22 protein-coding genes are annotated in these 22,618 nt (G+C 67.8%); 11 read left to right on the forward strand and 11 right to left on the reverse strand.

Going from position 1 to position 22,618, the window contains the following annotated elements; translation table 11 throughout:
- Nucleotides 1-176: 176 nt before the first annotated feature.
- A complete protein-coding gene (locus tag AB0M51_RS41290) occupies nucleotides 177-659 on the reverse strand; it encodes a GNAT family N-acetyltransferase (RefSeq protein WP_363754287.1) in 483 nt (160 codons plus the stop codon).
- 95 nt (nucleotides 660-754) lie between these two features.
- Here AB0M51_RS41290 and AB0M51_RS41295 point away from each other — a divergent pair, with 95 nt between their 5' ends.
- Complete coding sequence (locus AB0M51_RS41295; protein ID WP_363754450.1) at nucleotides 755-1,648, forward strand: LysR family transcriptional regulator; 894 nt, start codon at nucleotides 755-757, stop codon at nucleotides 1,646-1,648.
- Here the strand turns inward: AB0M51_RS41295 and AB0M51_RS41300 are convergent.
- Nucleotides 1,587-3,071 (reverse strand): MFS transporter, encoded by a 1,485-nt coding sequence (locus AB0M51_RS41300; RefSeq protein ID WP_363754290.1) that lies wholly within the window; start codon nucleotides 3,069-3,071, stop codon nucleotides 1,587-1,589. The two genes, AB0M51_RS41295 and AB0M51_RS41300, sit on opposite strands and share 62 nt — an antisense overlap.
- 460 nt (nucleotides 3,072-3,531) lie before the next feature.
- On the opposite strand from AB0M51_RS41300, the gene AB0M51_RS41305 reads away from it, so the two are divergent.
- From AB0M51_RS41305 to AB0M51_RS41325, 5 genes are all read left to right on the forward strand, one after another.
- Complete coding sequence (locus AB0M51_RS41305; protein WP_363754293.1) at nucleotides 3,532-5,079, forward strand: GNAT family N-acetyltransferase; 1,548 nt, start codon at nucleotides 3,532-3,534, stop codon at nucleotides 5,077-5,079.
- 3 nt (nucleotides 5,080-5,082) lie between these two features.
- The gene (locus AB0M51_RS41310; protein ID WP_363754296.1) at nucleotides 5,083-6,336 is read left to right on the forward strand and encodes an amidohydrolase family protein; all 1,254 of its coding nucleotides are present in this window, start codon (nucleotides 5,083-5,085) and stop codon (nucleotides 6,334-6,336) included.
- 335 nt (nucleotides 6,337-6,671) lie between these two features.
- The gene (locus tag AB0M51_RS41315; RefSeq protein ID WP_363754299.1) at nucleotides 6,672-7,361 is read left to right on the forward strand and encodes an amino acid racemase; all 690 of its coding nucleotides are present in this window, start codon (nucleotides 6,672-6,674) and stop codon (nucleotides 7,359-7,361) included.
- 169 nt (nucleotides 7,362-7,530) lie between these two features.
- The gene (locus tag AB0M51_RS41320) at nucleotides 7,531-7,683 is read left to right on the forward strand and encodes a hypothetical protein (RefSeq protein ID WP_363754302.1); all 153 of its coding nucleotides are present in this window, start codon (nucleotides 7,531-7,533) and stop codon (nucleotides 7,681-7,683) included.
- 2 nt (nucleotides 7,684-7,685) lie between these two features.
- A complete protein-coding gene (locus AB0M51_RS41325) occupies nucleotides 7,686-8,432 on the forward strand; it encodes a class I SAM-dependent methyltransferase (protein ID WP_363754305.1) in 747 nt (248 codons plus the stop codon).
- Nucleotides 8,433-8,466: 34 nt separating this feature from the next.
- Here AB0M51_RS41325 and AB0M51_RS41330 read toward each other — a convergent pair whose 3' ends face one another.
- A complete protein-coding gene (locus AB0M51_RS41330; protein ID WP_363754453.1) occupies nucleotides 8,467-8,709 on the reverse strand; it encodes a cupin domain-containing protein in 243 nt (80 codons plus the stop codon).
- Nucleotides 8,710-8,741: 32 nt separating this feature from the next.
- Here AB0M51_RS41330 and AB0M51_RS41335 point away from each other — a divergent pair, with 32 nt between their 5' ends.
- Entirely contained in the window at nucleotides 8,742-8,870 is a 129-nt protein-coding gene (locus tag AB0M51_RS41335; protein ID WP_363754308.1) for a hypothetical protein, read from the forward strand.
- Between the two features lie 200 nt (nucleotides 8,871-9,070).
- On the opposite strand, the gene AB0M51_RS41340 is transcribed toward AB0M51_RS41335, so the two are convergent.
- Both AB0M51_RS41340 and AB0M51_RS41345 read right to left on the reverse strand, forming a co-directional pair.
- Nucleotides 9,071-9,625: a hypothetical protein gene (locus tag AB0M51_RS41340; protein ID WP_363754317.1), complete on the reverse strand. Its 555-nt coding sequence runs from the start codon at nucleotides 9,623-9,625 to the stop codon at nucleotides 9,071-9,073.
- A gap of 64 nt (nucleotides 9,626-9,689) precedes the next feature.
- Nucleotides 9,690-10,697, reverse strand: coding sequence for a LacI family DNA-binding transcriptional regulator (locus tag AB0M51_RS41345; protein WP_344199861.1), 1,008 nt, complete (start codon nucleotides 10,695-10,697; stop codon nucleotides 9,690-9,692).
- A 114-nt stretch (nucleotides 10,698-10,811) separates the two neighbouring features.
- Between AB0M51_RS41345 and AB0M51_RS41350 the strand changes: the two genes are divergently transcribed.
- The 4 genes from AB0M51_RS41350 to AB0M51_RS41365 are packed head-to-tail and all read left to right on the forward strand — an operon-like array spanning nucleotide 10,812 to nucleotide 15,853.
- Nucleotides 10,812-12,158: a sugar ABC transporter substrate-binding protein gene (locus AB0M51_RS41350; RefSeq protein WP_344199859.1), complete on the forward strand. Its 1,347-nt coding sequence runs from the start codon at nucleotides 10,812-10,814 to the stop codon at nucleotides 12,156-12,158.
- Complete coding sequence (locus AB0M51_RS41355) at nucleotides 12,159-13,070, forward strand: sugar ABC transporter permease (protein ID WP_344199857.1); 912 nt, start codon at nucleotides 12,159-12,161, stop codon at nucleotides 13,068-13,070.
- Entirely contained in the window at nucleotides 13,067-13,936 is an 870-nt protein-coding gene (locus AB0M51_RS41360) for a carbohydrate ABC transporter permease (RefSeq protein ID WP_344199855.1), read from the forward strand. The genes AB0M51_RS41355 and AB0M51_RS41360 overlap by 4 nt, the downstream gene beginning before the upstream one ends.
- Nucleotides 13,937-13,939: 3 nt before the next feature.
- Entirely contained in the window at nucleotides 13,940-15,853 is a 1,914-nt protein-coding gene (locus AB0M51_RS41365) for a sugar-binding domain-containing protein (protein WP_344199853.1), read from the forward strand.
- Nucleotides 15,854-15,895: 42 nt separating this feature from the next.
- On the opposite strand, the gene AB0M51_RS41370 is transcribed toward AB0M51_RS41365, so the two are convergent.
- The 6 genes from AB0M51_RS41370 to AB0M51_RS41395 are packed head-to-tail and all read right to left on the reverse strand — an operon-like array spanning nucleotide 15,896 to nucleotide 22,616.
- On the reverse strand, nucleotides 15,896-18,007 hold the full coding sequence (locus AB0M51_RS41370; RefSeq protein ID WP_344199850.1) for a xanthine dehydrogenase family protein molybdopterin-binding subunit: 2,112 nt from the start codon (nucleotides 18,005-18,007) through the stop codon (nucleotides 15,896-15,898).
- A complete protein-coding gene (locus AB0M51_RS41375; protein WP_344199847.1) occupies nucleotides 18,004-18,993 on the reverse strand; it encodes a xanthine dehydrogenase family protein subunit M in 990 nt (329 codons plus the stop codon). Before AB0M51_RS41375 ends, AB0M51_RS41370 begins: the two co-directional genes overlap by 4 nt.
- Entirely contained in the window at nucleotides 18,990-19,502 is a 513-nt protein-coding gene (locus AB0M51_RS41380; RefSeq protein ID WP_344199844.1) for a 2Fe-2S iron-sulfur cluster-binding protein, read from the reverse strand. The genes AB0M51_RS41375 and AB0M51_RS41380 overlap by 4 nt, the downstream gene beginning before the upstream one ends.
- Nucleotides 19,503-19,553: 51 nt before the next feature.
- Entirely contained in the window at nucleotides 19,554-20,120 is a 567-nt protein-coding gene (locus AB0M51_RS41385) for a putative glycolipid-binding domain-containing protein (RefSeq protein ID WP_344199841.1), read from the reverse strand.
- Between the two features lie 24 nt (nucleotides 20,121-20,144).
- The gene (locus tag AB0M51_RS41390) at nucleotides 20,145-21,305 is read right to left on the reverse strand and encodes an ROK family protein (RefSeq protein ID WP_344199838.1); all 1,161 of its coding nucleotides are present in this window, start codon (nucleotides 21,303-21,305) and stop codon (nucleotides 20,145-20,147) included.
- Between the two features lie 48 nt (nucleotides 21,306-21,353).
- Entirely contained in the window at nucleotides 21,354-22,616 is a 1,263-nt protein-coding gene (locus tag AB0M51_RS41395) for a sulfatase (protein WP_344199835.1), read from the reverse strand.
- Between the last annotated feature and the right edge of the window lie 2 nt (nucleotides 22,617-22,618).

Consider the following 22,618-nt stretch of genomic DNA (forward strand, 5'->3'; position numbering starts at 1 on the left):
GAGCATCCAGCCCACCACGCCTGTCGCCGATCACCCGAGACACGTGTCGCCTATGTCGTGAGACACCTGTCGCCGATGTCCTGAACCACAACACCCTCACCGGCTCTCTGAGAGATCACACTGCTCGCCGTGGCGAACCATGCCGGGTTCGTCGCCGGACCTGCCACTCGGTGCGGTCAGTTGAGATTCTTGCCGAGGAAGGTGACGAGCTCGGTTGCGTGGTCGCCGTAGTAGCCGAACGGTCCGACGTCGGTATAGCCGGCCGACCGGTAGAGGGCGATTGCCTCGGGCTGCCGCGGCCCCGTGCTGAGGATGACCTGATCGCAGCCTGCGTCGAGGGCTGAGCCTTCGAGCCGGGCGAGCATCCGCCGGGCGAGTCCGCGGCGGTTCCACTCCGGGACGACGTACAAGCGCTTGAGTTCTGCCTTCGACCCGTCGGTTCGCCGCCAGGCACCCGACGCTGCGGGTACGTCGCCGGCATAGCCGACGAAGAACGATCCGGCCGGCGGTTCGAACATCTCGGGCGCGAGTTCGTCATCGTCCCTTCCGCCGTACCGCTCGACGTAGACAGCCTGGAGCTTCTCGATGAGCATTTGGGCGTCGCGGTGGTCGTACGGGACGCGGACGATCTGGAAGGAGCTCGTGCCGACGGTGTTCATGGGTCGATCCTCAGGTCGTGGTGGGTCAGAAGGAATCCCGCTTGTTCCTGCAGGATCTCGAAGCGAGACTTATGGCTGTGGATGTCCGGCGGGTGATGATCTTTCGTTCGGTGGCTCGGGTCGGTTCGATCAGCGCGGCCGCGCGGGAGCTGGGCTGGACCCAGCCCGCGGTCAGCCAGCATCTGGGCGCTCTGGAACGCGAAGTCGGTACGCCGTTGTTGCTGCGCGGACCGCGCGGCGTCAGCCTGACCGAGGCGGGCCGACTCCTGCTGGCACGCGCGGAGGTGGTTGCCGGGCAGTTGCACATGGCCGACGAGGAGCTGGCCGCGGTGGCGCAGGTGCGCAGGGGGAACGTCCGGCTGGCGGCGTACCCGTCCGCGCTTGCGACGCTCGTTCCGAGGGCGATGGCAGGGCTGCAGCGGCGCTATCCGGAGGTTGACGTCAAGCTCGTGGACGCTGAGCCGCCGGAGGCGCTGGCGCTTCTCGAACGGGGCGACGTCGATCTGGCGCTGGTCTTCGGCTACGAGCCACAGGCGGACCTTGGGCTGGTGCTCCGTAGCCGGCCCGTCGGAACCGAACCGGTACGCCTGATCGTGCCGCGCCGGAGCCGCTACGCCAGAGGACGCTTGACAGTCGCCGATCTGGCCGGCGAACCGTGGATCGTCGGTTGCGTCCGCTGCCGGGCCCACCTCGTCGACTTGTGCCACCAGGCAGGTTTCGAGCCCATCGAACGACACTCGACCGACGACTACGTCGTACGGCAGAACCTGGTTGCCGCAGGCCTGGGCGTCACGCTGCTCCCGGAGGCTGCCCTCACCGCCTTCCGGCACCCGGACGTCGTCGTACGCCGTAGCGAGGCGTTCGGCCGCCGGAGCACCAGCATCGTCTATCGCGACGGCGCCGATCTCGTGCCGGCCAGCGCAGCATTCATGGCCGAACTCCTGGCCGCACATCGGCCGCTAGCAGCGGGAGCACCGACGCCAGCATGACGACGGCCGCAACGCCAAGCATCGCCCGGCTCTCCACGTGGACCCCACCGAACCCACCAACCAGTCCGCCGACCGGCAGCATCGCGTACACCAGGAACCGCCGTACGGCGTTGACGCGCCCGAGCATGTCCGGCGGAGTGACCAGCTGACGCATCGTGAGCTGGCCGATCGTGTACACCGCGCCGGATGCCCCGGCGATGAACTGCCCGAGGCCAACCACGAGAGGGGCAGCGACGCCGAACGGCGAGGTCAGCAGCCCGATCGCCGGTGCGCTCACGACGATTGCCCACAGCACCGATCTGCCGAATCCGAGGCGCTTCGCCACCCGGCTCGCCAACAGGCCGCCGATCACCCCGCCGAGACCCGCGAGCATCGCGAGCAGGCCGACAAGAGCGGGTGAGAAGTGGAGGTCCCGCACCAGGGCCAGCACCAGTGACGCATCTCGAATCGCCACCGCAAGAGCGCCGATTCCCGATGTCAGGCAGAGGGCCACCAGCACCCTGTCCTGGCGTACGTAGGCCAAACCGCTCTTGATGTCGCCGACGATGCCACGTCTTCCGCGAACTCTCGCTGTCCGGAGCGACGGCGAACGCAGGAACAGCAGCAAAGTACCCGAAACCGCGTAGGAGACCGCGTCCACCGCGACAGCCAGCGACGCGCCGGCGAGCTGGACCAGCCCGCCGCCCAGACCGTTGCCCGCGATGCCGGCCACCGAGCTGTTGACCGAGAGTGCACTGTTGCTTGCCGCAAGCATTTCTGTCGGGAGAACCTTCGGCACCAGGGACGCCGAGGCCAGGTCGTTCACCACCGTCTGGGTCTGCACCAGCACGACCACGCCGTACAGGACCTGCATCGACAACAGGTGGAGCAGGCCGAGGACCGGGACGGCGCCCAGACAGCACGCCCGGCCGAAATCGGTGACGACGAGGACTGCCCGCTGTGGCGAGCGGTCGATCAGAGCACCCGCCACCAGGCTGAACAGTACGTGCGGCACTGCGTTGAGCGCGGTCAGCACACCGATCTCAACCGGGGAGGCATGCAGCAAAACCGCCGCGAGCAAAGGGATTGCGAGCGTGGTCACACCGGTGCCGAGGGCCGAGATCAGATGAGCGCCCCAGAGCTGCCGGAAGTCCGGGAAGTCCCGCAAGGCCGCGAGCCGGCGAGACCGAGTGATGGTGTTCACAGTGTGCCGACGACACAGTCGCCGCAAATCGTTCCGTTGCTGGGCGTCATCTCCTGACGGCAGAACAACGGGTCTCCTGTCACGACTGTTCGAGCAGCGTCCGGTAGTCCGCGACCGCGGTCGCGGATCATGTGGGCGATCGGCAGGTTGGCTCTGTTCGACATGTCCCGATGCTGCGACTTGATGCTGACCTGAAGTCAAACGCTGACAGCCGCCGACCCCGCGCACCGCCGCGATCACGCAGCCATAAGCGAAACTTTGTGGATCTCCAGGGACAACAGGGATTCTCTTTGGGTCGCACTGCCGTCAGGATCGACGTATGTCGACGATCGGGCGAGTGGCGGGCCGAGGTCGGAGTGGAGGCCGGGTGCGCCTTCCTCGAGTTCGAGCTGCCGTCCGATCACTCCGAATCGCTGCTCTTGTGTGCACTTCTGTGGCCGCACGACGGACAGAACGATCAGATGGCCGCATGGCAGATCCGCGCCGGACAGCCTTGGCGGCCGTCCGACGGCGTCGTCGCACGGACCGAGCTGATCAGAATCGATCAGCCGATCAGCTAGCCGTGATCCGACTTGACTTCATGTCGACCTGAAGCCGCAAAGTCGAACCGGCCGTGCATTCATAGTCGATTGATGAATGGGCAGGCGCCCACTTATCGTGGGCGTTCGCCCACTCGTACGGGTGGAAGGAGAGCTGTCATATGTCGGGTGCGGAAACCACTGCGCTCACAGGGCCGGTGCTGGACGGACGGGTCGTGCGGCTCGAGCCGCTGACCCAGCGGCACGCCGCCGATCTCGCGCTGGCCGGCGAGGAGGACCGTGGCTCGTACGACTTCACCTGGGTTCCGACGGCCACTGAGGTCGGCACCTACATTCACGATCAGCTGGAGCGTGCGGCGGCCGGCCGGATGGCGCCGTACGCGATCATCGACAAGGCGGTCGGACGTGCGGTCGGGCACACCGCGTACTGGGATCCGCGGCGCCGGCCGGACGGAAGCGGTCTGATGGCGATCGAGATCGGCTTCTCGTGGTTGGCGGCGTCGGCTCAGGGGCGCGGTATCAACGCCGAGGCGAAGCTGCTCCTCATCGATCACGCCTTCACGGTTTTCGAGGTCGCACGGGTCGATCTGAAGACCGATGCGCGCAACGAGCGGTCCCGGGCAGCCATTCACAGCGTGGGCGCCACGTTCGAAGGGGTGTTGCGCAGCTGGTCCCGGTCCTGGGCACCGGGTGAGGCGGGCAAGCTGAGGGATTCGGCGATCTTCTCGATCGTGGCCGACGAGTGGCCGCAGCGGCGCGCGGAGCTGGTGCGACGTGTCGAGCATCAGATCGAAAACGCCGGCCGTCAGTCGCCGACCGCCCTGGGGACAGGTGCGGTGATTCAGCTGGAAGGCGCCCTGAACGTTCGAGCTGTCGCCGGCCTGCGTACCTCCGATGGACGCCGCTTGAACACTGGGGTCCTGTACCGCAGCTCTGCATTGTCGAATCTGACCGACGACGACCGTGCCACCCTGGAACGCCTCGGCGTCCGGACGGTCATCGACCTTCGGGGCCCGGCGGAGCAGGCGAAGGCCCCCGACCGGCTGCCCGCGGGGGCGACGGCGATCAGTGCGCCCATCGACCAGGACGACCTGGACTTCGCGAAGATCGACACGATGCTGGAGCGCGACGGGTTCTCGGCGCTGATGCGTGACCGCGACAAGGTGGACGCGTACGGTCCGTTCTATCGGATGTACAGCTTGGTCAACAGCTACGACGACCCCAAGTTCGTACGGAAGCTGGCGGCGTACAAGGCGGTGTTCGACCAGTTGCTCGACCCGGGCCGCGATGGCGCGGTCCTTGTGCACTGCACCGGCGGCCGGGATCGCACCGGCATAGCGATCGCCATTCTGTTGCGCGCTCTCGGGGTGTCCGGTGAAGTGATCGAAGCGAACTATCTGGCGTCCAACGGCCTCCTCCAGCCGGAGGCCGACAGGCCGGACAGCACGGCCTTCCGCCAGTTCACCTTCTCCAACGTCTACGTCCAGCCGGCGTCCAACCGGACCGTCCAGAAGGTGGCCGCAGAGCTTGGGGAGAGCCCCGAGCACATCTACGACGCCGTCCGGCTGCGCCCCGAGTTCCTCCGCAGGTTGTGGACGACCATCGACCAGGTACACGGCTCCTTCGACGAGTTCCTGGCCGATGTCATGGGCCTGACCCCGGACCGGATCAACCGACTCACCGAACTGATGACAAGTGAGGACCGATAGACAATGGCTGACCTGCACTCGGCTGACTGGCTTGTTCCGGTCGTCGGTGACCCCATCCCGAACGGAGCTCTGCTGGAGGCCGACGGCGTGATCACGGCCGTGGGCCGGAGGGCCGATCTCCGCAAGCTCGACCACGATCACGAGCAGCACTGGGACGGGGTCATCATCCCCGGTCTCGTCAATGCGCACACGCACTTGCAGTACTCCCACATGGCGGCTGTCGGAAGCCGTCGCTATGCCGACTTCCCGGAGTGGGTCACGCACTTCCAGGCAGCTTTCGCTGAGCCCGGTCATGACTGGTACGCCGCTGCACTGGAGGGAGCACGGCAGGCGATCGCAACGGGAACGACAGCAATCGCCGACGTAGTGACGAACCCCGAAGCACTGCCGGTGCTGCGCAACATCGGCGTCAAGGGAATCGCGTACTGGGAGTTCCTGTCCTGGGCGAACGCTCGCTCGCCCGAGAGCGCACGCACCCACGCCGAGAAGATGATCAAAGAACACCAGGATCTCCCGATCGGCCTGTCACCGCACGCGCCGCACACCCTGGACGAGGACGTGCTCGTGGAACTCACCGACATCGGTCACGAGTTCGGGCTGCGCCGGCACGTCCACGTCGCGGAATCGCTGTCCGAAGTGGAATTCATCGGATCCGGGTCGGGCCCACACGACCAGGCGCTCCGGCAGTGGGGGATCGACGACTTCGCGCTGCAGCGTCGGCAGGGCAGCGGGTTGCGCCCGGTGGACTACCTCGATCGGCTCGTGCGGCTGGGGCCGGACTGTCATATCGCGCACGGCATCTATACCGATGCCGACGATCGTGCCGTTCTCCGCCGCCGCCGGACCGCGGTGGCGTTGTGCCCGCGGTCCAACGCGACGATCAGCCTCGACGAGGCGCCCGTCGCCGACTACCTGCGCGAAGGCAACCTGGTCGCGGTCGGGACCGACTCGCTGGCCTCCACGCCGTCCCTCGACCTGCTGGCGGACCTGGCCGAACTGGCCGCGATCGCTGCCCGTCAGGGCTACCGGGAGAGCGACCTCGACAACCGACTCCTCGAAGCGGCCACACTCGGCGGCTCGAAGGCGATGGGACTCGATCAGACCGCGAACCCTGTTGGCGCGCTCGCTTCCGGCTGGTCCGCCGACTTCGCCGTCGTCGCGGTCAACGAGCCTCGCCAGGTGGTTTACGAGGGCGCCGGCCAGGTAACCGCGACCGTCATCGACGGAAGCGTCCGCCATCGGGCAACGTCGCGTTGAAGCGGAAACATTGAGGCGCTGCGACCGGGGCCGCAGCTCTCACCAGCCGGGTGTGACCGCTGAGGGCGGCGTCGCCAAGGGTGAGCTGCACAAGTACTTCTCGGACTTCGACACGTTCCTCGCCGAGGCGATCCGGCGCTGACACTTCGCTGCACCGGCTGTTCGGGCGATGGCTGGCGTCGTGACTCTCGGCAGCAGTTGCGTAAGGCAACAGTGGCGCCCGATCTGGGAGCATGAGCCGATCTTGTGACCGGCGCCGGTCATAAGTGTTGCTTTGAGATCCCCCAGGAACAACGGCTGTTCCTTCGGGCCGGTCGTGGACCGATGATGGGATCATGTTGACGATCGGACTCATCGGCGGACTGAGCTGGTACTCCACGCTGGAGTACTACCGAGTGATCAACGAGGAGATCCAAGGCCGGCTAGGTGGCCATGCCTCGGCGAAGATCGTGCTGCAGTCGCTCGACTTCGCCGAGGTCCGTGAGTATCAGCAACGTGAGGACTGGCCCGCTGCCGGCAGGCTGCTCGCCGAAGCCGGCCGGCGCTGTCAGGCCGGTGGCGCAGACCTGATCCTGATCTGCTCGAACCTGATGCACAAGAACGCTGAGGCGGTTGACGCTGAGATCGACGTACCGCTGCTGCACATCGCCGACGCCGTCGCTCAGCGGGCGCGCGGCTTCGAGAAGGTTGGCCTGCTCGGAGCCCGGTGGATCATGGAGGAAGAGTTCTACGCCGGACATTTGCGCTCGGCCGGTGTGGATGTCGTGGTTCCGGACGCGGACGGCCGGGAACTCGTGGACCGCGTCATCTTCGAGGAGCTCACGCAGGGCAAGGCGCTGGAGTCGTCGCGGACGGCGTACGCCGAGATCATCGCTCAGCTGGTCGAGCAAGGGGCCGAGGCGGTGGTCCTGGCCTGCACCGAGATCGAACTGCTGATCGGCGCAGCGGATTCGCCGGTGCCGCTGCTGGACTCGATGCAGATCCACGCCGAGCAGGCCGCGATCCTCGCGCTCGGCCGGGCATGAGTCGCATTCTCCTGCCGGCGACAGTTGGCAAGGTGAGGAGCGGCAACGAATGACGAGTTGGCAGAGCTCGTGAACGAGTTGCACACGACCCCGACACGGCTGAGCTGATGGCTGTCCCGCGTATCCAGGCTACTGGCTGGATCTGCTCCGCAGCCTGCGCGCCGGTGGCATGCTGATGGTCGACAACGTCGTATCCCACGCGGACGAGGTTCGCGAGTTCCGCACCCTGGTCGCCGCGGACGCGGGATCGATCGAAGCCCTCGTCCCCATCGCCTCCGGTCTGTTGCTGGTTCTTCGGGTGCAGCTCGCCGATAGGGTTTAACGGTGGCTGAAGTACAAGACCTCGAACGCTACGATCGTGCCCGTCCGTCGTACCCGGAAGCGTTGATCAAGAGGATCGCCGCCGCCGGTCCGCGGGTCCTCGACGTGGGTTGCGCGACCGGTACCGAGGCACGGCAGTTCCGCGACGCGGGCTGCGTGGTGCTCGGCGTGGAGCCGGATGCGCGGATGGCGGCGTACGCAACGAGCAGCGGGGTGAACGTCGAGGTCTCGACGTTCGAGGAGTGGGACCCGGCCGGGCGGTCCTGGGACGCTGTGGTTGCCGGCACCTCCTGGCATTGGGTCGGCCAGGTCGAGGGCGCCCGGAAGGCCGCGGACATGCTGCGGCCGGGTGGTCTGCTCGCACCGTTCTGGCACGCGACTACGGTGCCGCGGCCTGTCCAGGAGGCCTTCGTGACCGCCTTCTACCGGGTTGCTCCGGACTCGCCGGTGGTCCTCTGCGTGGATCAGCAGGGCGTCGAAGGCTACCGGAGGATTCTCGACCAGGCGGCGGACGGGATCCGCCGGTCGGAAAGGTTCGGTGAACCTGAGTACTGGACGTTCGACGGTGAACAGGTCTACACGCGCGACCTGTGGCTCGAGCATGTCGCGAGCTGGGGTGTTGTGCGTGCGCTCGGTGCAAAGGGCGTCCGCGAGATCCAACAGGCGGTGGGCCAGGCGATCGACGCCGAAGGCGGTCGCCTGACCGTCGGCTGCACCAGCGTGGTCATCGGCGCTTGGCTGGCGGCATGAGTACGTAGCGAGCAGGTCCGTGATGCTCTGAGCGTTACCGCTGGGTGCGGAAGTGGATGCGTTCGCCCTGCTTTCCGAACAGGCTGAGCAGTTCGGTTCCGCCTCGCCCGGCGGCGCCGAACCAGTGTGGGATCTGGCAGTCGAACTCCGCGGCCTCGCCTGCTCCCATGAGGAAGTCGCGGTCGCCGAGCCGGACGCGGAGCCGACCACGGAGTACGTAGAGCCACTCGTAGCCGCCGTGTGTCCGGAGGTGCGGCTCGTTGTCATGGGCAGGGATGACGAGCTTGTGCGTCCGTTTTCGCCCACATCTTGCTTGCTGCCGGCAACGAACTCGCGCTGGTCATCGCCCTGGCCGAGGACGTGTCCGCAGCTCAGGCCACCGCCGAGGCCGCCGTCGAGGAGTTCCTCACCCGCCTGCTGCGTCCAGCATCTTTCTGAGGTGATCAAAGGGCTGCACGCCCGTCCGTTTCGGTGCCCGCGAGCGCTGACGTGCCCACCATCAGCCGCGTTAGTGCATTGAGCATCCGGAGCGCGGTCGCCGGCACGGACGCCGAGCGGCTCGCCCGTTTCGACGGACAAGCTGCTTCTCTGGTAGGTGAGGCTGCACCTTGACCGCCCGCGGGCGTGTGCACGTGAAGTTAGCTGCCGGTGAGTAGGCGGCGGGTTTCGGTGATCTGGGTTTCGATGCGGTTGAGGTCGGTCGTCGTGTAGCGGTCGCCTCGGATGATGAGCTGCCGGTACGTCTCGGCGGGGTGGTCGAGGTTCGCGTGTTCGAGGTCCTCGAGGCCGGTGAGTGCCCCGAGTCGGCGGCTGCGCACTCTGGCGTCCGCGGCCTGTGCGATCACCTCCTGGATCTCGTCCCAGCCGATCCTGTGCGGCTCGGAGATGGCGAAGAGCTGTCGGTTGCGTTCGGCCTCGTCGGTGATTCGGAGGATCCGGTACAAGCCGCCGGACTCGGCCGGTGGGATCCGCTCGCCCGCCAGGGCCAGCGTGATCAGCTTCGGTGATCCCCAGGTCGGATCGACCGAGTGGTATGCCTCGGCCGCGGCGGAGGCGGCGTAGTAGGCGGCGTCGGTGTTCCGCAGCCACTCGAGGTTCGCGGCGCGGTTGTACAGAATCGATCCGAGCACCCGTCGGTCCTGGCGCGAGTTGCTGACGGCGATGACGCTGCGGAGGTCTCCGGGCTGGAGCATCCGCATCGCCTTCCGGTCCGCGAATGCACCAGCGTAGTGGAGTCGTGCGGGACCCACTCAGCCGTTATCCCGTGGTGCTCTCGCGGATTTCGAGGGTGTAGTCGGCGGAGAGCCTGGTCGGGGCCGACTGGTCGCCGTCGAGGCGGTTGAGGAGGAGGCGTACGGCGTTCTTCGCGATCTGGGTCTTGTCGGGGCTGACCGTGGTGAGGCTCGGGGTGCTGTAGCGACCGTCCTCGATGTCGTCGAAGCCGACCAGCGCGATGTCGTCGGGGACGCGGAGGCCGCGGCTGAGGATGGTGCGGAGGGCGCCGAGCGCGAGGAGATCGTTGTAGCAGAAGACGGCGTCGGGTGGCTGGGGGAGGGCGAGCAGGTCGGCCATCGCGGCGGCGCCGTCGGCGCGGTGGAAGAACTCGGTCGGCCGGACGAGCTCCGGAACCACCTCGCGCCCGGCCGCCTGCAGCGCCGCGTGGTACCCCTGGGTCCGGAGCTGACCGGTCTGCCGGGTCTCGTCGAACTGGTCGCCGATCGCCGCGATCCGTTGCCGGCCGAGCCCGAGCAGATGCCGGGTCGCGAGCTCGGCGGCGCCGACGTTGTCGATCATGATGTGGTCGAGCCCGCCCTCGACGACGCGCTCACCGAGCAGTACCACCGGCGTCGACGACGGCCGGTTGCGCAGGTCGGCGCCGCCGAGTGCGAGCGGGTTGAAGATCAGTCCGTCGAACATCGCCGCCCGGTTGCCGCGCATCACCAGTTCGCGCTCACGGACCGGATCACCGTCGGTCTGGTCGACCACGACCGTGTAGCCGGCCTCGGCCGCCTGCTCGATGACCGCCCGGGTGAGCTCGGCGAAGTACGGTACGTCGAGCTCGGGCAGGACCAACGCGATCAGGCCCGATCGGCCGTTCCGGAGCGTGCGGGCGACCGCGTTCGGCTGATAGCCGAGCTCGTCGAGCGCCTGCTGGACGCGGGCCCTCGTCTCCGGCGCGACCTGCGGGAAGTCGTTGACGACGTTCGACACCGTGCGGACCGAGACGCCGGCCCGCTCGGCGACCTGGCGGAGTGTGGCGGCCACCCTGCACCTCGTTCCGTGGATGACGGGGTCTTGACACTTGCAACGTTGCAAGCCTAGCGTCTCCAGCATCACTTGCAACGTTGCAAGCTCAGCGAATGTCATGAGGGACACAACATGACCAATCTTCTTTCGCGCCGCAGCCTGTTCCGTGGAGCCGGCGCCGCGCTGGTGGCCGGCGGTCTCGGTGCCTGTGCTCCGGGCAACACCACCGGCGGCAAAGCGCTGCCGAGCGTCAGCGCGACCAAGCCGCCGTCGGGCGAGATCACCATCTGGGACCGCACCGGCGACCTGTACAAGGTGTTCGACAAGGCGATCGCGTCGTTCACGGCGAAGTACCCGCAGGTCAAGGTCAATCACGTGGCGGTCGACGTCAACGCCAAGCTCCCGGCCACGCTGATCAGCGGCGCGGGTGTCCCCGACGGCGCGTTCTACGACGACGCGCTGCTCACCGGTGTCGCGCCGCACCTGTATGACCTCAGCCAGCTGATCGAGCAGTACAAGTCGGACATCGCGCCGTACAAGCTCGGCGTGGTGACCGTCGACGGGAAGGTCGTCGCGGTGCCGTGGGACCTCGACCCCGGTCTGCTGTTCTACCGCGAGGATGTCGTCACCCAGGCGGGCGTCGACCCCGCGGCCCTGACGACGTACGACGACCTGCTCGGCGCGGCGCGTACCGTCCGGGAGAAGTTCCCGAAGGCGAAGCCGATCCACCTCGAGAACGACCAGTTCCTCGCGCAGTTGTGGGTCGACATGTTCGCGAACCAGCAGGGCGGCGCGATGGTCGGTGCCGACGGCAAGCTCACGATCGACTCCGATCCGTACCGGAACGCGCTGACGTGGCTGGACAAGGTCCGGTCCGAACAGCTGGGGACGCTGGCGAAGTACACCCAGCCGACCGATCTGCAGACGCAGGACAACGGTACCCAGGTGTTCGTTCCGTGGGCGCAGTGGTTCGTGTTCGCGCCGGAGCAGTTGCTGAAGGCAAGCAAGGGCAAGTGGCGGGCGACTGCGTTGCCGGCTTGGCAGGCCGGCGGGGCGCGGGCGGGCGTGATGGGCGGTTCGTCGTTCGTCATCCCGGCGAAGGCGAAGAACCCCGAGCTGGCGTGGCGGCTGTACGAGCACCTGGTCTTCAGCAAGGAGGGCTACACCGCGGTCTACGGGTCGAACGACGTGTATCCGGGTGGTCTGAACACCTCGATCCCGTCGTACCTGCCGGCGCTCGATCCTGCTGCTCCGCTGTTCAAGCCGCTCACCGCGCTCGGCGGGCAGGACCTGTGGAAGGTCGCCGTCGACGCAGGCAAACAGGTGCCCGGTGGCTATACGATTCCGACCTGGTGGGGGAAGGCCGTCGACTACTTCGGTGTCAACGTGCAGAAGTTGCTCGCCGGGCAGATGAGCCCGGACGAGGTGCTCAAGACGTCGGCGACGCAGATCCAGAAGAACCTGATGGGGCCCAGCTGAATGGCGACCCTCACCGAGGCGTCCGCGACCCGGCGGGCCGCACGACGAGTACGGCGGCGCCGGGTCCCCGCCGCGCCGTACCTGTTCGTCGCGCCGTTCATTCTCGTGTTCGCCGGGTTCAGCGCGTACCCGATCTTCTTCGCGTTGCAGTTGAGCTTCACGAACTGGCACGGCGCCGGTGCGCTGAAGATCATCGGGCTCGCCAACTACCGGTACCTGCTGACCAGTCCGGACTTCTGGCAGTCGATGGCGACGTCGGGGGTGCTGTGGCTGCTCGTCGTCCCGGTGCAGGTGCTGATTGCTCTGACGATCGCGGTGGCGTTGCGCAAGGCGCGGTTCCGTGGCGTTTTCAGTGCCGCGCTGATCGCGCCGTTCGTGACGCCGCTGGTGGCGATGGCGCAGGTGTGGATCATCTTGTTCGACAAGGACTTCGGCGCGGTGAACCACGGATTGTCGGCCATCGGATTGCCTGCAATCGGCTGGCTGACCACCGCGGCCGGCGCCAAGGTGACGGTCGCTCTGCTGGTGCTCTGGCGGACGACCGGGTACGCCGTCATCTTGTTGATGGCAGGATTGTCGACAATCCCCTCGGACGTCTACGAGGCGGCGACGATCGACGGCGCGAGCGCCTGGCACCAGTTCTGGTCGATCACCGTGCCGCTGGTGACGCGCACGCTGAGCTTCGTCGTCGTGATCGGCACGCTGACCGTCTTCCAGCTGTTCGCCGAGCCGTACGTCGTGACCGGCGGCGGCCCGTTCAACGCGACCAGGACCGCCGGGCTGTACCTCTACAAGCACATCACGAACTCCGACCTGGGCCTCGGGGCTGCGAACTCGATGCTGCTCGTGGTCATGGTGCTGGCGTTGTCGCTCGCGTCGATCCGCCTACTGCGCTCGAGGGAGGACTCATGAAACACCCTGAGCGGTCGGGTGGGGTGCGGCTCGGAGCGCTTGGACGCTACGGCCTGCTCACGCTCGCCGGTGTCGTCAGCCTGGCGCCGCTGCTGTGGATGATGGTCTCGTCGCTGAAGCCCGGTGCGGACATCATTTCGAGTCCGTTCAGCTTCGACCCCGGCCAGCTGACGCTGACGAACTTCCGGTCGATGCTGGACACGATTCCGATCGGTACCGGTTTCCGGAACACGGCGATCGTGGTCCTGGTCAAGGGCGCACTGACGATGATCTTCTGCCCGATGGCGGGTTTCGCGTTCGCGAAGTACGTGTTCCCGGGCAAGCGGGTGTTGTTCGCGACCGTGCTCACCACGTTGATGCTGCCGACCCTCGTGCTGCTGATCCCGCTGCTGCTCGAGATGAGCCAGCTCGGGTGGGTGAGCACGTTCCAAGCGCTGATCCTGCCTGGCGCGATCGACGCGTTCGGGGTGTTCTGGATGCGGCAGGTGATCCTGGCGATCCCGGACGAGCTGCTCGACGCGGCCCGGGTCGACGGTGCGAACGAGCTGCGGATCTTCGCGAGCATCGTGGTACCGGTGATCCGGCCGGGCCTGGCGGCGCTCGGCGTACTGACCTTCATCAACATCTACAACGACTTCGTCTGGCCGGTGGTCGCGGTGAACGACGAACAGCACCAGACCTTGCAGGTGATGCTCTCGGCGCTCGCGCAGAACATCCGTTCGGGACAGCTCGGCGCGGACTGGACCAGCGTCTGGGGTCAGTTGCTCGCGGCAAGCACCGTCGCGGCGATCCCGGTGCTGATCGTGTTCGTCGTACTGCAACGTCACCTGATCAAAGGCGTCATGGCCGGCAGCTTGAAGGGCTGACTTATGGAAAACACAGCACGTCCTGAATATCCCCGCCCGCACTTCGACCGGTCGTCTCGCTGGCTGAACCTGAACGGCGAGTGGGACTTCGCCCGCGAGCCCGATCGCTTCACCGAGACGATCACGGTCCCGTTCCCGTGGGAGCACCCGGACTCCGGGGTGGTCGCGCACTGGCTGCCGACGGCCTGGTACCGGCGGCGGATCGAGCGACCCGCGGACTGGGCGGGAGAGCGGACCATCCTGCACTTCGGTGCCGTCCACCACCAGGCGACGGTGTGGGTGAACGGTGCACTCGCCGTCGCGCACACCGGCGGGTACCTGCCGTTCGAGGCGGACATCACCGACCTGCTGGACAACGGCGCGGGCGAGCTCGTCGTCCGGGTGGATGCGCCGGTCGACAAGCGGTTCATCCCGCACGGGAAGCAGCGCAGTCTGCCGGCCGACGACTACGACGGCTGCGCGTTCACCCCGTCGAGCGGGATCTGGCAGACCGTCTGGCTCGAACCGCGACCCTCCGAGCACATCTCGAAGCTGGAGCTCCGCCCGACGGAGACGCTCGACGGCATCGAGGTGACGATGACCGGCCCGTCACCTGTGCACCTGGAGATCCCGGGTGTCGTCGTCCGGGAGTACGACGAATGGCCGGGGACCGTGACGCTGCCGATCGCCGAGCCGCAGCTGTGGACTGTTGACAATCCGCATGTGTACGACGTGATCGTGATCGCCGGCGCCGACACGGTCCGTGGCTACACCGGACTGCGGAAGGTCGAGTGGCACGGCAACAACCTGGTGCTGAACGGCGTACCGACGTACGTCCGGGGTGTGCTCGATCAGGGGTTCTGGCCGACGGGTGGGCACGCGGCGCCGAGCGACGAGGCGTTGCGCCGGGACCTGGAGCTCGCGCGGGCGGCCGGGTTCAACCTGGTACGCAAGCACATCAAGCTCGAGGACCCGCGCTGGCTGTACTGGGCCGACCGGCTCGGCATGCTGGTGTGGGCCGAGCCGCCGTCGACCGGACGTTTCACGGCCGAGGCGGTTGCCGCGTTCGAGGAGGTCGCGGCCGGGATGGTCGCGCGGGACGGCAACCATCCGAGCATCGTGATCTGGGGCGGGTACAACGAGGAGTGGGGTCTGGACTGGGACGTCCCGGGCGATCCGGCGAAGCAGGATGCGGTACGGCGGATCTATCGGCTGCTCAAGGCCGCGGATCCGAGTCGTCCGATTGTCGACAACTCGGGGTGGGCGCATGTCGAGACCGACCTCGTCGACTGGCACTACTACGACGAGAACGTGGGCTCGTGGGCCGCGATCGTCGACCGGTTGATCAACACCGCGGACGGCCGCTTCCCGGTGCGGTTGGGGCCGGAGTTCGTGGCGGAGAAGGCGATCGCGGCACCCGGCTTCGACGGGACCGACAAGATCCAGCTGAACGGCGAGTACGGCGGCGGGTCGACCAGCGTGGAGCGCGGGTGGCACCTGCGGTGGCAGACCCAAGAGCTACGCCGGCATCCGCGGAACGCGGGCTACATCTACACCGAGCTGTACGACATCGAGCACGAGACCGTCGGCATCTACACCTACGACCGCCGGACGAAGGACCTCGGCGGCGTCGTCCCGTCCGACGTCCACGCCGAGACCGTCCTGATCGTCGACCTCGTCCCGGAGGCACCGGGCCGGGACCTCGTGCTTGCGGCCGACTCGATGTCGATCGCGGTCCGTGTCTCGCATCACGGTGCCGAACCATTGCTCGGCACCCTGCACTGGTCGTCCGGATCGGCAACCGTGGACGCGAAGCCGTTCACCGTTTCCGATCCGACCGAGATCACGGTGACGCAGCCCGGCCGCCTCTACGTCTGGCTCACCGACCCGTCCGGCACCACCGTCGCTCGAACTTTTGTCGACGTCCGGCGTGACTGACCCGCACCACGAGCAGCGGCCCTTCGTTCGAGGAGGCTCCAGCTAAGGCAGGAATCGGTCCGCGGTCAGCGGGATGCTGCGGACCCTGATGCCGGTTGCATGACTGGCGGCGTTCGCGACCGCTGCCGCGGTGCCGACGATCCCGATCTCTCCGATGCCGCGTGACCCCATCGGGGTGAACGCCGGAGTCTCCTCCTCGAGCCAGTCGGCTTCGACTCCGGCGACGTCGGCGTGGGCGGCGACGTGATAGGTCGCGAGATCTTGCGTCACGACATGACCGAACCGCGGATCTCGTACGGACTCCTCGAAGAGCGCCGCCGACATGCCCATCACCAGTCCGCCGAGGAACTGGGAGCGTGCGGTCGTCGGATTGATGATCCGGCCGACCGAGTACACACCCAGCAGCCGCGGAACCCGCACCTCGCCGGTGTACCGGTGGACGCGCACCTCGGCGAAGACGGCACCGAACGAGTGGAACGCGAACTGATCCGCCTCAGCTCCGCGGACCGGAGCGGCTTCCGACCGGAGACCGGCGGCAGGCTCGTCACCATGATCCGATCGAAACTGCTGCGCCGCGGCCGCGATCGCCGAGCCCCACGAGCTGGTGCCGGACGAACCGCCCGCCACGCTCGCCGGCGGCAAGGAAGAGTCCGCCATCCGGAGCTCGATGCGTTCCGCGTCGACGCCGAGGGCGTCGGCGGCGATCTGGGTCAGCGCCGTCCGCGCTCCCGTACCGATGTCGACCGACCCGATCGAGACCGCGTACCGGCCGTCGGGCAACGTCTCGACCCGAGCTGCGTTTCCGGACTGGATGTACGCCGGATACGTCGACGAGGCAACGCCCGTGCCCACCCGCCACTCGCCGTCCGTGACGCGACGGGCTTCACGTGGCCTGTCCGACCAGCCGAACCGCTCGGCACCGCGGTCGAGACACTCCAGCAACCTCCGGTTGTCGAACGGCCTACCGGTCTCGGGATCCACGCTCGGTTCGTTGCGCCGGCGCACCTCGATCGGGTCCAGGCCGCACGCCTCGGCAAGCTCGTCCATCGCGACCTCGCCGGCGAACATGCCCGGCTCCTCGCCCGGCGCCCGCATCCAGGACGGCACCGCGACGTCGAGGACGGCCAGCCGGTGCCCGGTACGGCGGTTCGGTGCGGCGTACATCATCCGGGTCGGTACGGCGGTCTGCTCCGCGAACTCGCGCAGCCGTGAGGTCTGCTCCTGCACCTGATGCTCGATCGCGGTCAGTCTGCCCTCACGATCCGCGCCCAGCCGGACGTGCGAGATGGTCGCCGTACGGTAGCCAGTCAGCGCGAACATCTGCTGCCGAGTCACTGCCAGCCGTACCGCCCGTCCCTGGGCAGTACGGGCCGCAAGTGCCGCTGCCATCACGTGCGCATGCGGCTCGCCCTTGCTGCCGAAGCCGCCACCGACGTACGGAGCCGAAACCCGCACCCGCTCCTGCTCGAGCCCGAGCATCGGGGCGAGGGCCTTCGCAACGCTGTGCACGCCCTGGGTGGAGTCGTGCAGCATCAGTCCGTCGCCGCTGTCGTCGCTGTACCACCGGGCTTCGGTGGCGTGTGGCTCGAGCGGGTTGTTGTGCTCGTAGGCGGTTCGGTACGTCTGATCGATCACGACCTCCGCCGACGCGAGCGCTGCGTCGACGTCTCCTTGGTCGGTGTCGGTCTCGGACGCCGGATTCACCTTGTCCGGGCGGTATGTCGCGTTGTCGGCACGCAGCTCGACCTCGGCGTCCTCGGCGTCCTGCTCGATGCGGACCAGGCGCGCACCCTCGCGCGCGGCCTCGGAGGAGTTCGCCAGCACGACCGCGACGATCTGCCCCCGGAAGGCGATCCGGTCGTCCTGCAGAATGGCGAGCTCGCCGTTGCTGGTGTCCTCGAGCTTCGGGGCATTCGTGTGGTCGAGGACCGCGACGACACCGGGATGGTCGAGTGCTTCGGTCGCATCGACAGCGACGCGGCCGCGTGCGACCGTGGACTGCACCAGCCATGCCCAGAGCGGCGCCTCGACTGGGTGCTCGACGGCGTACGTCGCTAGTCCGGTGACCTTTTCGGCTGCGTCGACCCGTTCGAGTGCCGTGCCCATCAGGCGCGCCCTGAGCGGCTCAGGATGGACTTCCGGCGGGTTCGTCATCGGAGTACCTCCGGAACCAGCCGGCGAAACGCGAGCATGGTCGCGTTCCGCACCATCGCGACCTTGTAGCCGGCTCCGGTGGCGGTCGAGGCGTCGGCGAGCTCGGCCTCAGCGGCATCGCGGACGGCCGCTTCGGTCAGCTGCTGCCCGCGCAGAACGTCCTCGGACCGGGTGGCCCGCCACGGCTTGTGTGCGACACCGCCCCAGGCGATCCGGACGTCCCGTACGGTGTCCGCGTCGAGGTCGATTCCGGCCGCGACGGACACGAGCGCGAACGCGTACGACGCCCGGTCCCGCACCTTGACGTACGTCGATGTACGGCCGACCGCGCTCGCCGGCAGCTCCACGCCTGTGATCAGATCGCCATGGTCCAGGCTCGTGTCGCGGTCCGGCTCGTTGCCGGGCAACCGGTGAAGGTCCGCGATTGGTACTCGGCGTTCACCGCCCCTGCCCAGGACGACAACGACGGCATCGAGTGCGGCCAAGGCCACTGCCAGGTCCGATGGGTGAACGGCGACGCAGGACAGGCTGGTGCCGAGGATCGCGTTGTAGCGGCCGTAGCCCTCCGCCGCCGAGCAACCAGTCCCCGGCCGGCGCTTGTTGCACGGGGTGGTGACGTCCTGGAAGTAGACACAGCGCGTGCGTTGCAGCAGGTTTCCGGCGGTGGTCGCCTGGTTCCGGATCTGTCCGGAGGCACCGGCGAGCAGAGCCCGAGCAACGGCCGGCCACTCGGCCCGGACCCGCGGATGAGCGGCAAGGTCGCTGTTGAGTACGTTCGCGCCCACTCGTAAGCCGTCGGTGTTGTCCTCGATCATGTCGAGTCCCAGATGCCGGATGTCGACCAGCACCTCCGGCGTTGCGACGCCGAGCTTGAGATGGTCGACCAGATTGGTGCCGCCGGCAAGGAACGCGGCTCGGGGGTTGTCCGATACCGCTGCCACCGCATGCGCCGCATCCGTCGGCCGTACGTATTCCAGCTGCTTCATGTTCCCGCCACCTCACGGACGGCGGCCAGGATGCCGACGTACGCACCGCAGCGGCAGAGGTTGCCGCTCATCCGCTCGCGGATCTCGCTGTCGGTCAGCGTCTCGAGGGACGTCGGCACGGTGAGGTCGTCGGTCACGTAACTGGGTTGACCGCGTGCGGCCTCGTCGAGCATGCCGACGGCGGAGCACACCTGGCCCGGAGTGCAGTACCCGCACTGGTAGCCGTCGTGTGCCACGAATGCCCGCTGCATCGGATGCAGCCCGTCCGCGGCGAGTCCGGCCGCGGTCGTCACCGTGGCACCTTCGTACGACAGCGCAAGGGCGAGGCACGTCAGGTGCCGGCGTCCGTCGAGCAGCACCGTGCATGAGCCGCACTGGCCGTGGTCGCAGCCCTTCTTCGGCGAGATGTTCCCCAAACGCTCACGCAGGGCGTCCAGCAACGTCGTACGGGTGTCAACGGGAATCCGATGCGTGGCCCCATCAACGATCAGCGTGACGGTGGCATCCATTCCTTGCGGGTGCCCCACGTCACCAGCCATAAACCACGACGACGATCGGGGCTAGTGGTCTCGGGTTGCGATGTCTGGGTACTCGAGGACGAGGCCTGAGGTGTCGAACGTCAGGGTGCACCCGAAGTCGAAGGTGGGCGACTCGTAGTGGAACACGTACTGCTCGGCGGAGGATCGCAGCAGCGTGTAGCGCTGCTCCAGGCGCTCCACACTGAGGTCGTCGGCGCGGACGAAAGCGGCCGGGACGTCGAGTGGTGAGCCTGCGACGAAGGTCAGCCTGTGTACCGGGAGTGTGTTCGTGACCGCCGACGACTCGAAATCCACGTCGAGGCAGCCGTCGAGGTCCGGTCGTGGGGAGCCGTCGACGGTCCAGGTGTGGCCATGTCGCTCGAGCACCGTCTCCCGGTCGCCGGCAGCTGTTGAGTTCATCGCACGGACTGCGGTGGTCGCCCAGTCGGCGGCGACGGTGATGTCGTAGCCGACGGACCAGGTCGAGTCGTTCTCGCGTGCCGTCGTACGACCTCGCAGGCGACCGGGGGCCGTGAACAGCACCTCGAAGCCGCGGCGGGCGCCTGTGTGGATCCACGAGGCGGCGGCCGGCAGTCCCTGGAGTTCCATGACGAGGGAGCCTAGCTACAGCGGTCAACTCGTCCGGGTGGCGCGGTCCAGTTCGTGTTCGAGGGGTGCGGCGAGGTAATGGTCCAGGGCGAGGGCTGCGGAGGCCTGGGGCCAGTTGAAGGCGCGGTGCTGGTCCTCGTAGTAGCGGACGCTCGCTTCGCGGCCGACGAGTTCGCGGTACCGGTCGCGGATCGCGTCGACGCAGGTCGCGATCTCCTCGGGCGTACCCATCCGGCCGCGGATGGTGGTCTCGGCCGGTGCGACCAGGCTCATGATCAGCGGGATCACCCGGCCGAGATCCTGCGCCCGGGCCTCCCGGAGCTGCCGAAGTCCCTTCGTGTCCTCGTCCGGGTACAGGTCGCGCTGCAAGGCGCCTTCCGGGAGCAGCCCGGTGTCGACGGCGCGCTGCAGCAACGCATCGTCGGTGCAGGTCGCCTTGACGCAGCCGACCTGCCCGCAGTCACAGGGGTACTCGGATCCCGGTACGACGAGGTGCGACACCAGTCCGCCGGCATCCGGTCGGTCCCAGACCAGTTCGCCGCCGCGCATCTGCGCCACCCGGATCGATCGCCCGACGAGCACCGTGAGTACGTCGTCCCCGGCGCCGCCCCACCAGTAGTGCTCGACGGCCATCGCGCGGACGTTGGGCTCCACCCGCACCGGGAGTGGGAGCCGTTCCTGAAGACCGGCGCGCAGTTCGTCGCCGTCGACGTCCGCCACCAGCGGGGGAGGTTGCCGGTGGAAGACCTCGGCCCAAGGTGTGGTCACGCCGACTCCGAGCACGGCCGCGACGCCGGCCTCGTTGACCACGTCCTCGACGAGTCGCGCCGCCTCTTCGATCCGCTCATGGTGGTTGCGGCCCTTGGCCGCGGCGGTCCGCCAGGCGATCCGCTCGCCCCGCAGGGTGAACGCTCCACACGAATTGCTTTCCGGGTGCAGATGGGCGCCGACGACCAGCCGTTGCTTGTCGGGTACGTCCAGCGGTACGACGGGACGGCCGGCCCCCTTGGGCGTCAGCCGTGCCGCCTCGATCAGCGCCCCGAGCTCGATCAGTTCGGTGACGGTCTTCGTGATCGTCGTGAAGGTGACGCCGGTGGCCGCCGCGAGTTCCTTGCGGCCGACCGGCCCCTGACGGACGATCGCGCGCATGATCGCCGAGGCCGTCGCGTTCCGCTGACGCACCATGAGCTCAGTCCGTACCGCCCCGGAAGCCACTGCTCAATACTAAGCGGGTCAGGCCGGTGCCGGAGGTGGCACCGGTCCACGGAGCAGTGGATCGTCGGTCTCGCGCATCCAGCTGTCGAGGCGCCGGGCGAGTCCGGCCTGGACCGTCGCCACGGCCGGGTCGCCCGCCAGGTTGCGGAGTTCGTGCGGGTCGAACATCAGGTCGTGCAGCCGCACGCCCGGCACCGGCTGGTCCGCCCAGCCGGCCTCCGTCCACAGGGTCTTGCTGCCCGAGGCGTCCACGTTGTCGAGGTTCGGCCGGTCCTGGTCGTCGAACGCCTGGACGTACAGCCATCGGTCGGTCCGGATCGCCCGCTGCGGTTGATAGGCAGCGTGGTACGTGATCTCGGCGAACGTCTCCTTCCGAACCGGCCGCCCCTCGAGCGTCGGCAACAGCGAATGCCCTTGCAACCACGACGGCGGCTCGATGCCGGCCAGCTCGCACAGCGTCGGGAACACGTCGACCTGGCTGACCAGCGAATCGACCCCGAGACCGCCCGGCAGCCCGGGCGCGCGCAGCATCATCATCACGCCGGTCCCGGTCGCGCCGAGCGTGCATTTCATCCCGGGCATCGCCAGCCCGTGATCGGTCGTCACCAGTACGACGGTGTTGTCGGCCAGGCCTTCCTCCCGCAGCGTGTCCAGGACCGCGCCGAGTGTCTGGTCCACCTGCGCAACAGCCGCGTGGAAGGACGCCATGTCACCCCGGGTGGCGGACGCGTTCGGCATCGTCGGAGCCGGAGCGGTCCACCGCTCGTCACCGCCGGGATGCCCGAAAAGCCACTCGGCGCCCTTCATCGTGTGCGTTTCGAGCAGACCCACCGAGAGGAAGAACGGCTGGTCGTGGCGCCGCCGCAAGTAGCTCACCGCCGCGTCCCGGCGAGCCGGTGCCAACTGGTCCGCAGTCGGCAGCTCCTCCTGATATCCGATGGTCTGTGTCGCCGCGCCAGGCCCGCTAGCCTCGTGCTGTACGCCGACCAGCGCGGACGTGTACCCGTGCCGGTGCAGGGTGTGCACCAGGTGCCGGTCATAGTCCTTCAAGCGGTGTCCGCGATGAGCGAGGCCCAGCATTCCGGCGCTGTGCGCCCACTGGCCTGTCAGCAGTCCGGCCCGGCTCGGCGAGCAGGTCGGCGCGACCGAGTGCGCGTTCCGGAACACCACGGACTCCTCCGCGAACGCTTGCAACCTCGGCGTCCGTACCGGTGCGCCGTACGGCTCGATGTATCTCCCGGTGTCGTGCGTGTGGAAGTAGACGATGTTCGGTCGCCGCATGG

The sequence above is a fragment of the Kribbella sp. NPDC051137 genome, assembly GCF_040682535.1.
Lineage (GTDB): Bacteria > Actinomycetota > Actinomycetes > Propionibacteriales > Kribbellaceae > Kribbella > Kribbella karoonensis.

What these genes read in the sequence shown, in the direction of transcription:
- AB0M51_RS41290 (WP_363754287.1), bottom strand. Translation starts at nt 659, where the DNA reads ATGAACACCGTCGGCACGAGCTCCTTCCAGATCGTCCGCGTCCCGTAC.
- AB0M51_RS41295 (WP_363754450.1), top strand. Translation starts at nt 755, where the DNA reads ATGATCTTTCGTTCGGTGGCTCGGGTCGGTTCGATCAGCGCGGCCGCG.
- AB0M51_RS41305 (WP_363754293.1), top strand. Translation starts at nt 3,532, where the DNA reads ATGTCGGGTGCGGAAACCACTGCGCTCACAGGGCCGGTGCTGGACGGA.
- AB0M51_RS41310 (WP_363754296.1), top strand. Translation starts at nt 5,083, where the DNA reads ATGGCTGACCTGCACTCGGCTGACTGGCTTGTTCCGGTCGTCGGTGAC.
- AB0M51_RS41315 (WP_363754299.1), top strand. Translation starts at nt 6,672, where the DNA reads ATGTTGACGATCGGACTCATCGGCGGACTGAGCTGGTACTCCACGCTG.
- AB0M51_RS41320 (WP_363754302.1), top strand. Translation starts at nt 7,531, where the DNA reads ATGCTGATGGTCGACAACGTCGTATCCCACGCGGACGAGGTTCGCGAG.
- AB0M51_RS41340 (WP_363754317.1), bottom strand. Translation starts at nt 9,625, where the DNA reads ATGCTCCAGCCCGGAGACCTCCGCAGCGTCATCGCCGTCAGCAACTCG.
- AB0M51_RS41350 (WP_344199859.1), top strand. Translation starts at nt 10,812, where the DNA reads ATGACCAATCTTCTTTCGCGCCGCAGCCTGTTCCGTGGAGCCGGCGCC.
- AB0M51_RS41355 (WP_344199857.1), top strand. Translation starts at nt 12,159, where the DNA reads ATGGCGACCCTCACCGAGGCGTCCGCGACCCGGCGGGCCGCACGACGA.
- AB0M51_RS41360 (WP_344199855.1), top strand. Translation starts at nt 13,067, where the DNA reads ATGAAACACCCTGAGCGGTCGGGTGGGGTGCGGCTCGGAGCGCTTGGA.
- AB0M51_RS41365 (WP_344199853.1), top strand. Translation starts at nt 13,940, where the DNA reads ATGGAAAACACAGCACGTCCTGAATATCCCCGCCCGCACTTCGACCGG.
- AB0M51_RS41370 (WP_344199850.1), bottom strand. Translation starts at nt 18,007, where the DNA reads ATGACGAACCCGCCGGAAGTCCATCCTGAGCCGCTCAGGGCGCGCCTG.
- AB0M51_RS41375 (WP_344199847.1), bottom strand. Translation starts at nt 18,993, where the DNA reads ATGAAGCAGCTGGAATACGTACGGCCGACGGATGCGGCGCATGCGGTG.
- AB0M51_RS41380 (WP_344199844.1), bottom strand. Translation starts at nt 19,502, where the DNA reads ATGGATGCCACCGTCACGCTGATCGTTGATGGGGCCACGCATCGGATT.
- AB0M51_RS41385 (WP_344199841.1), bottom strand. Translation starts at nt 20,120, where the DNA reads ATGGAACTCCAGGGACTGCCGGCCGCCGCCTCGTGGATCCACACAGGC.
- AB0M51_RS41390 (WP_344199838.1), bottom strand. Translation starts at nt 21,305, where the DNA reads ATGGTGCGTCAGCGGAACGCGACGGCCTCGGCGATCATGCGCGCGATC.
- AB0M51_RS41395 (WP_344199835.1), bottom strand. Translation starts at nt 22,616, where the DNA reads ATGCGGCGACCGAACATCGTCTACTTCCACACGCACGACACCGGGAGA.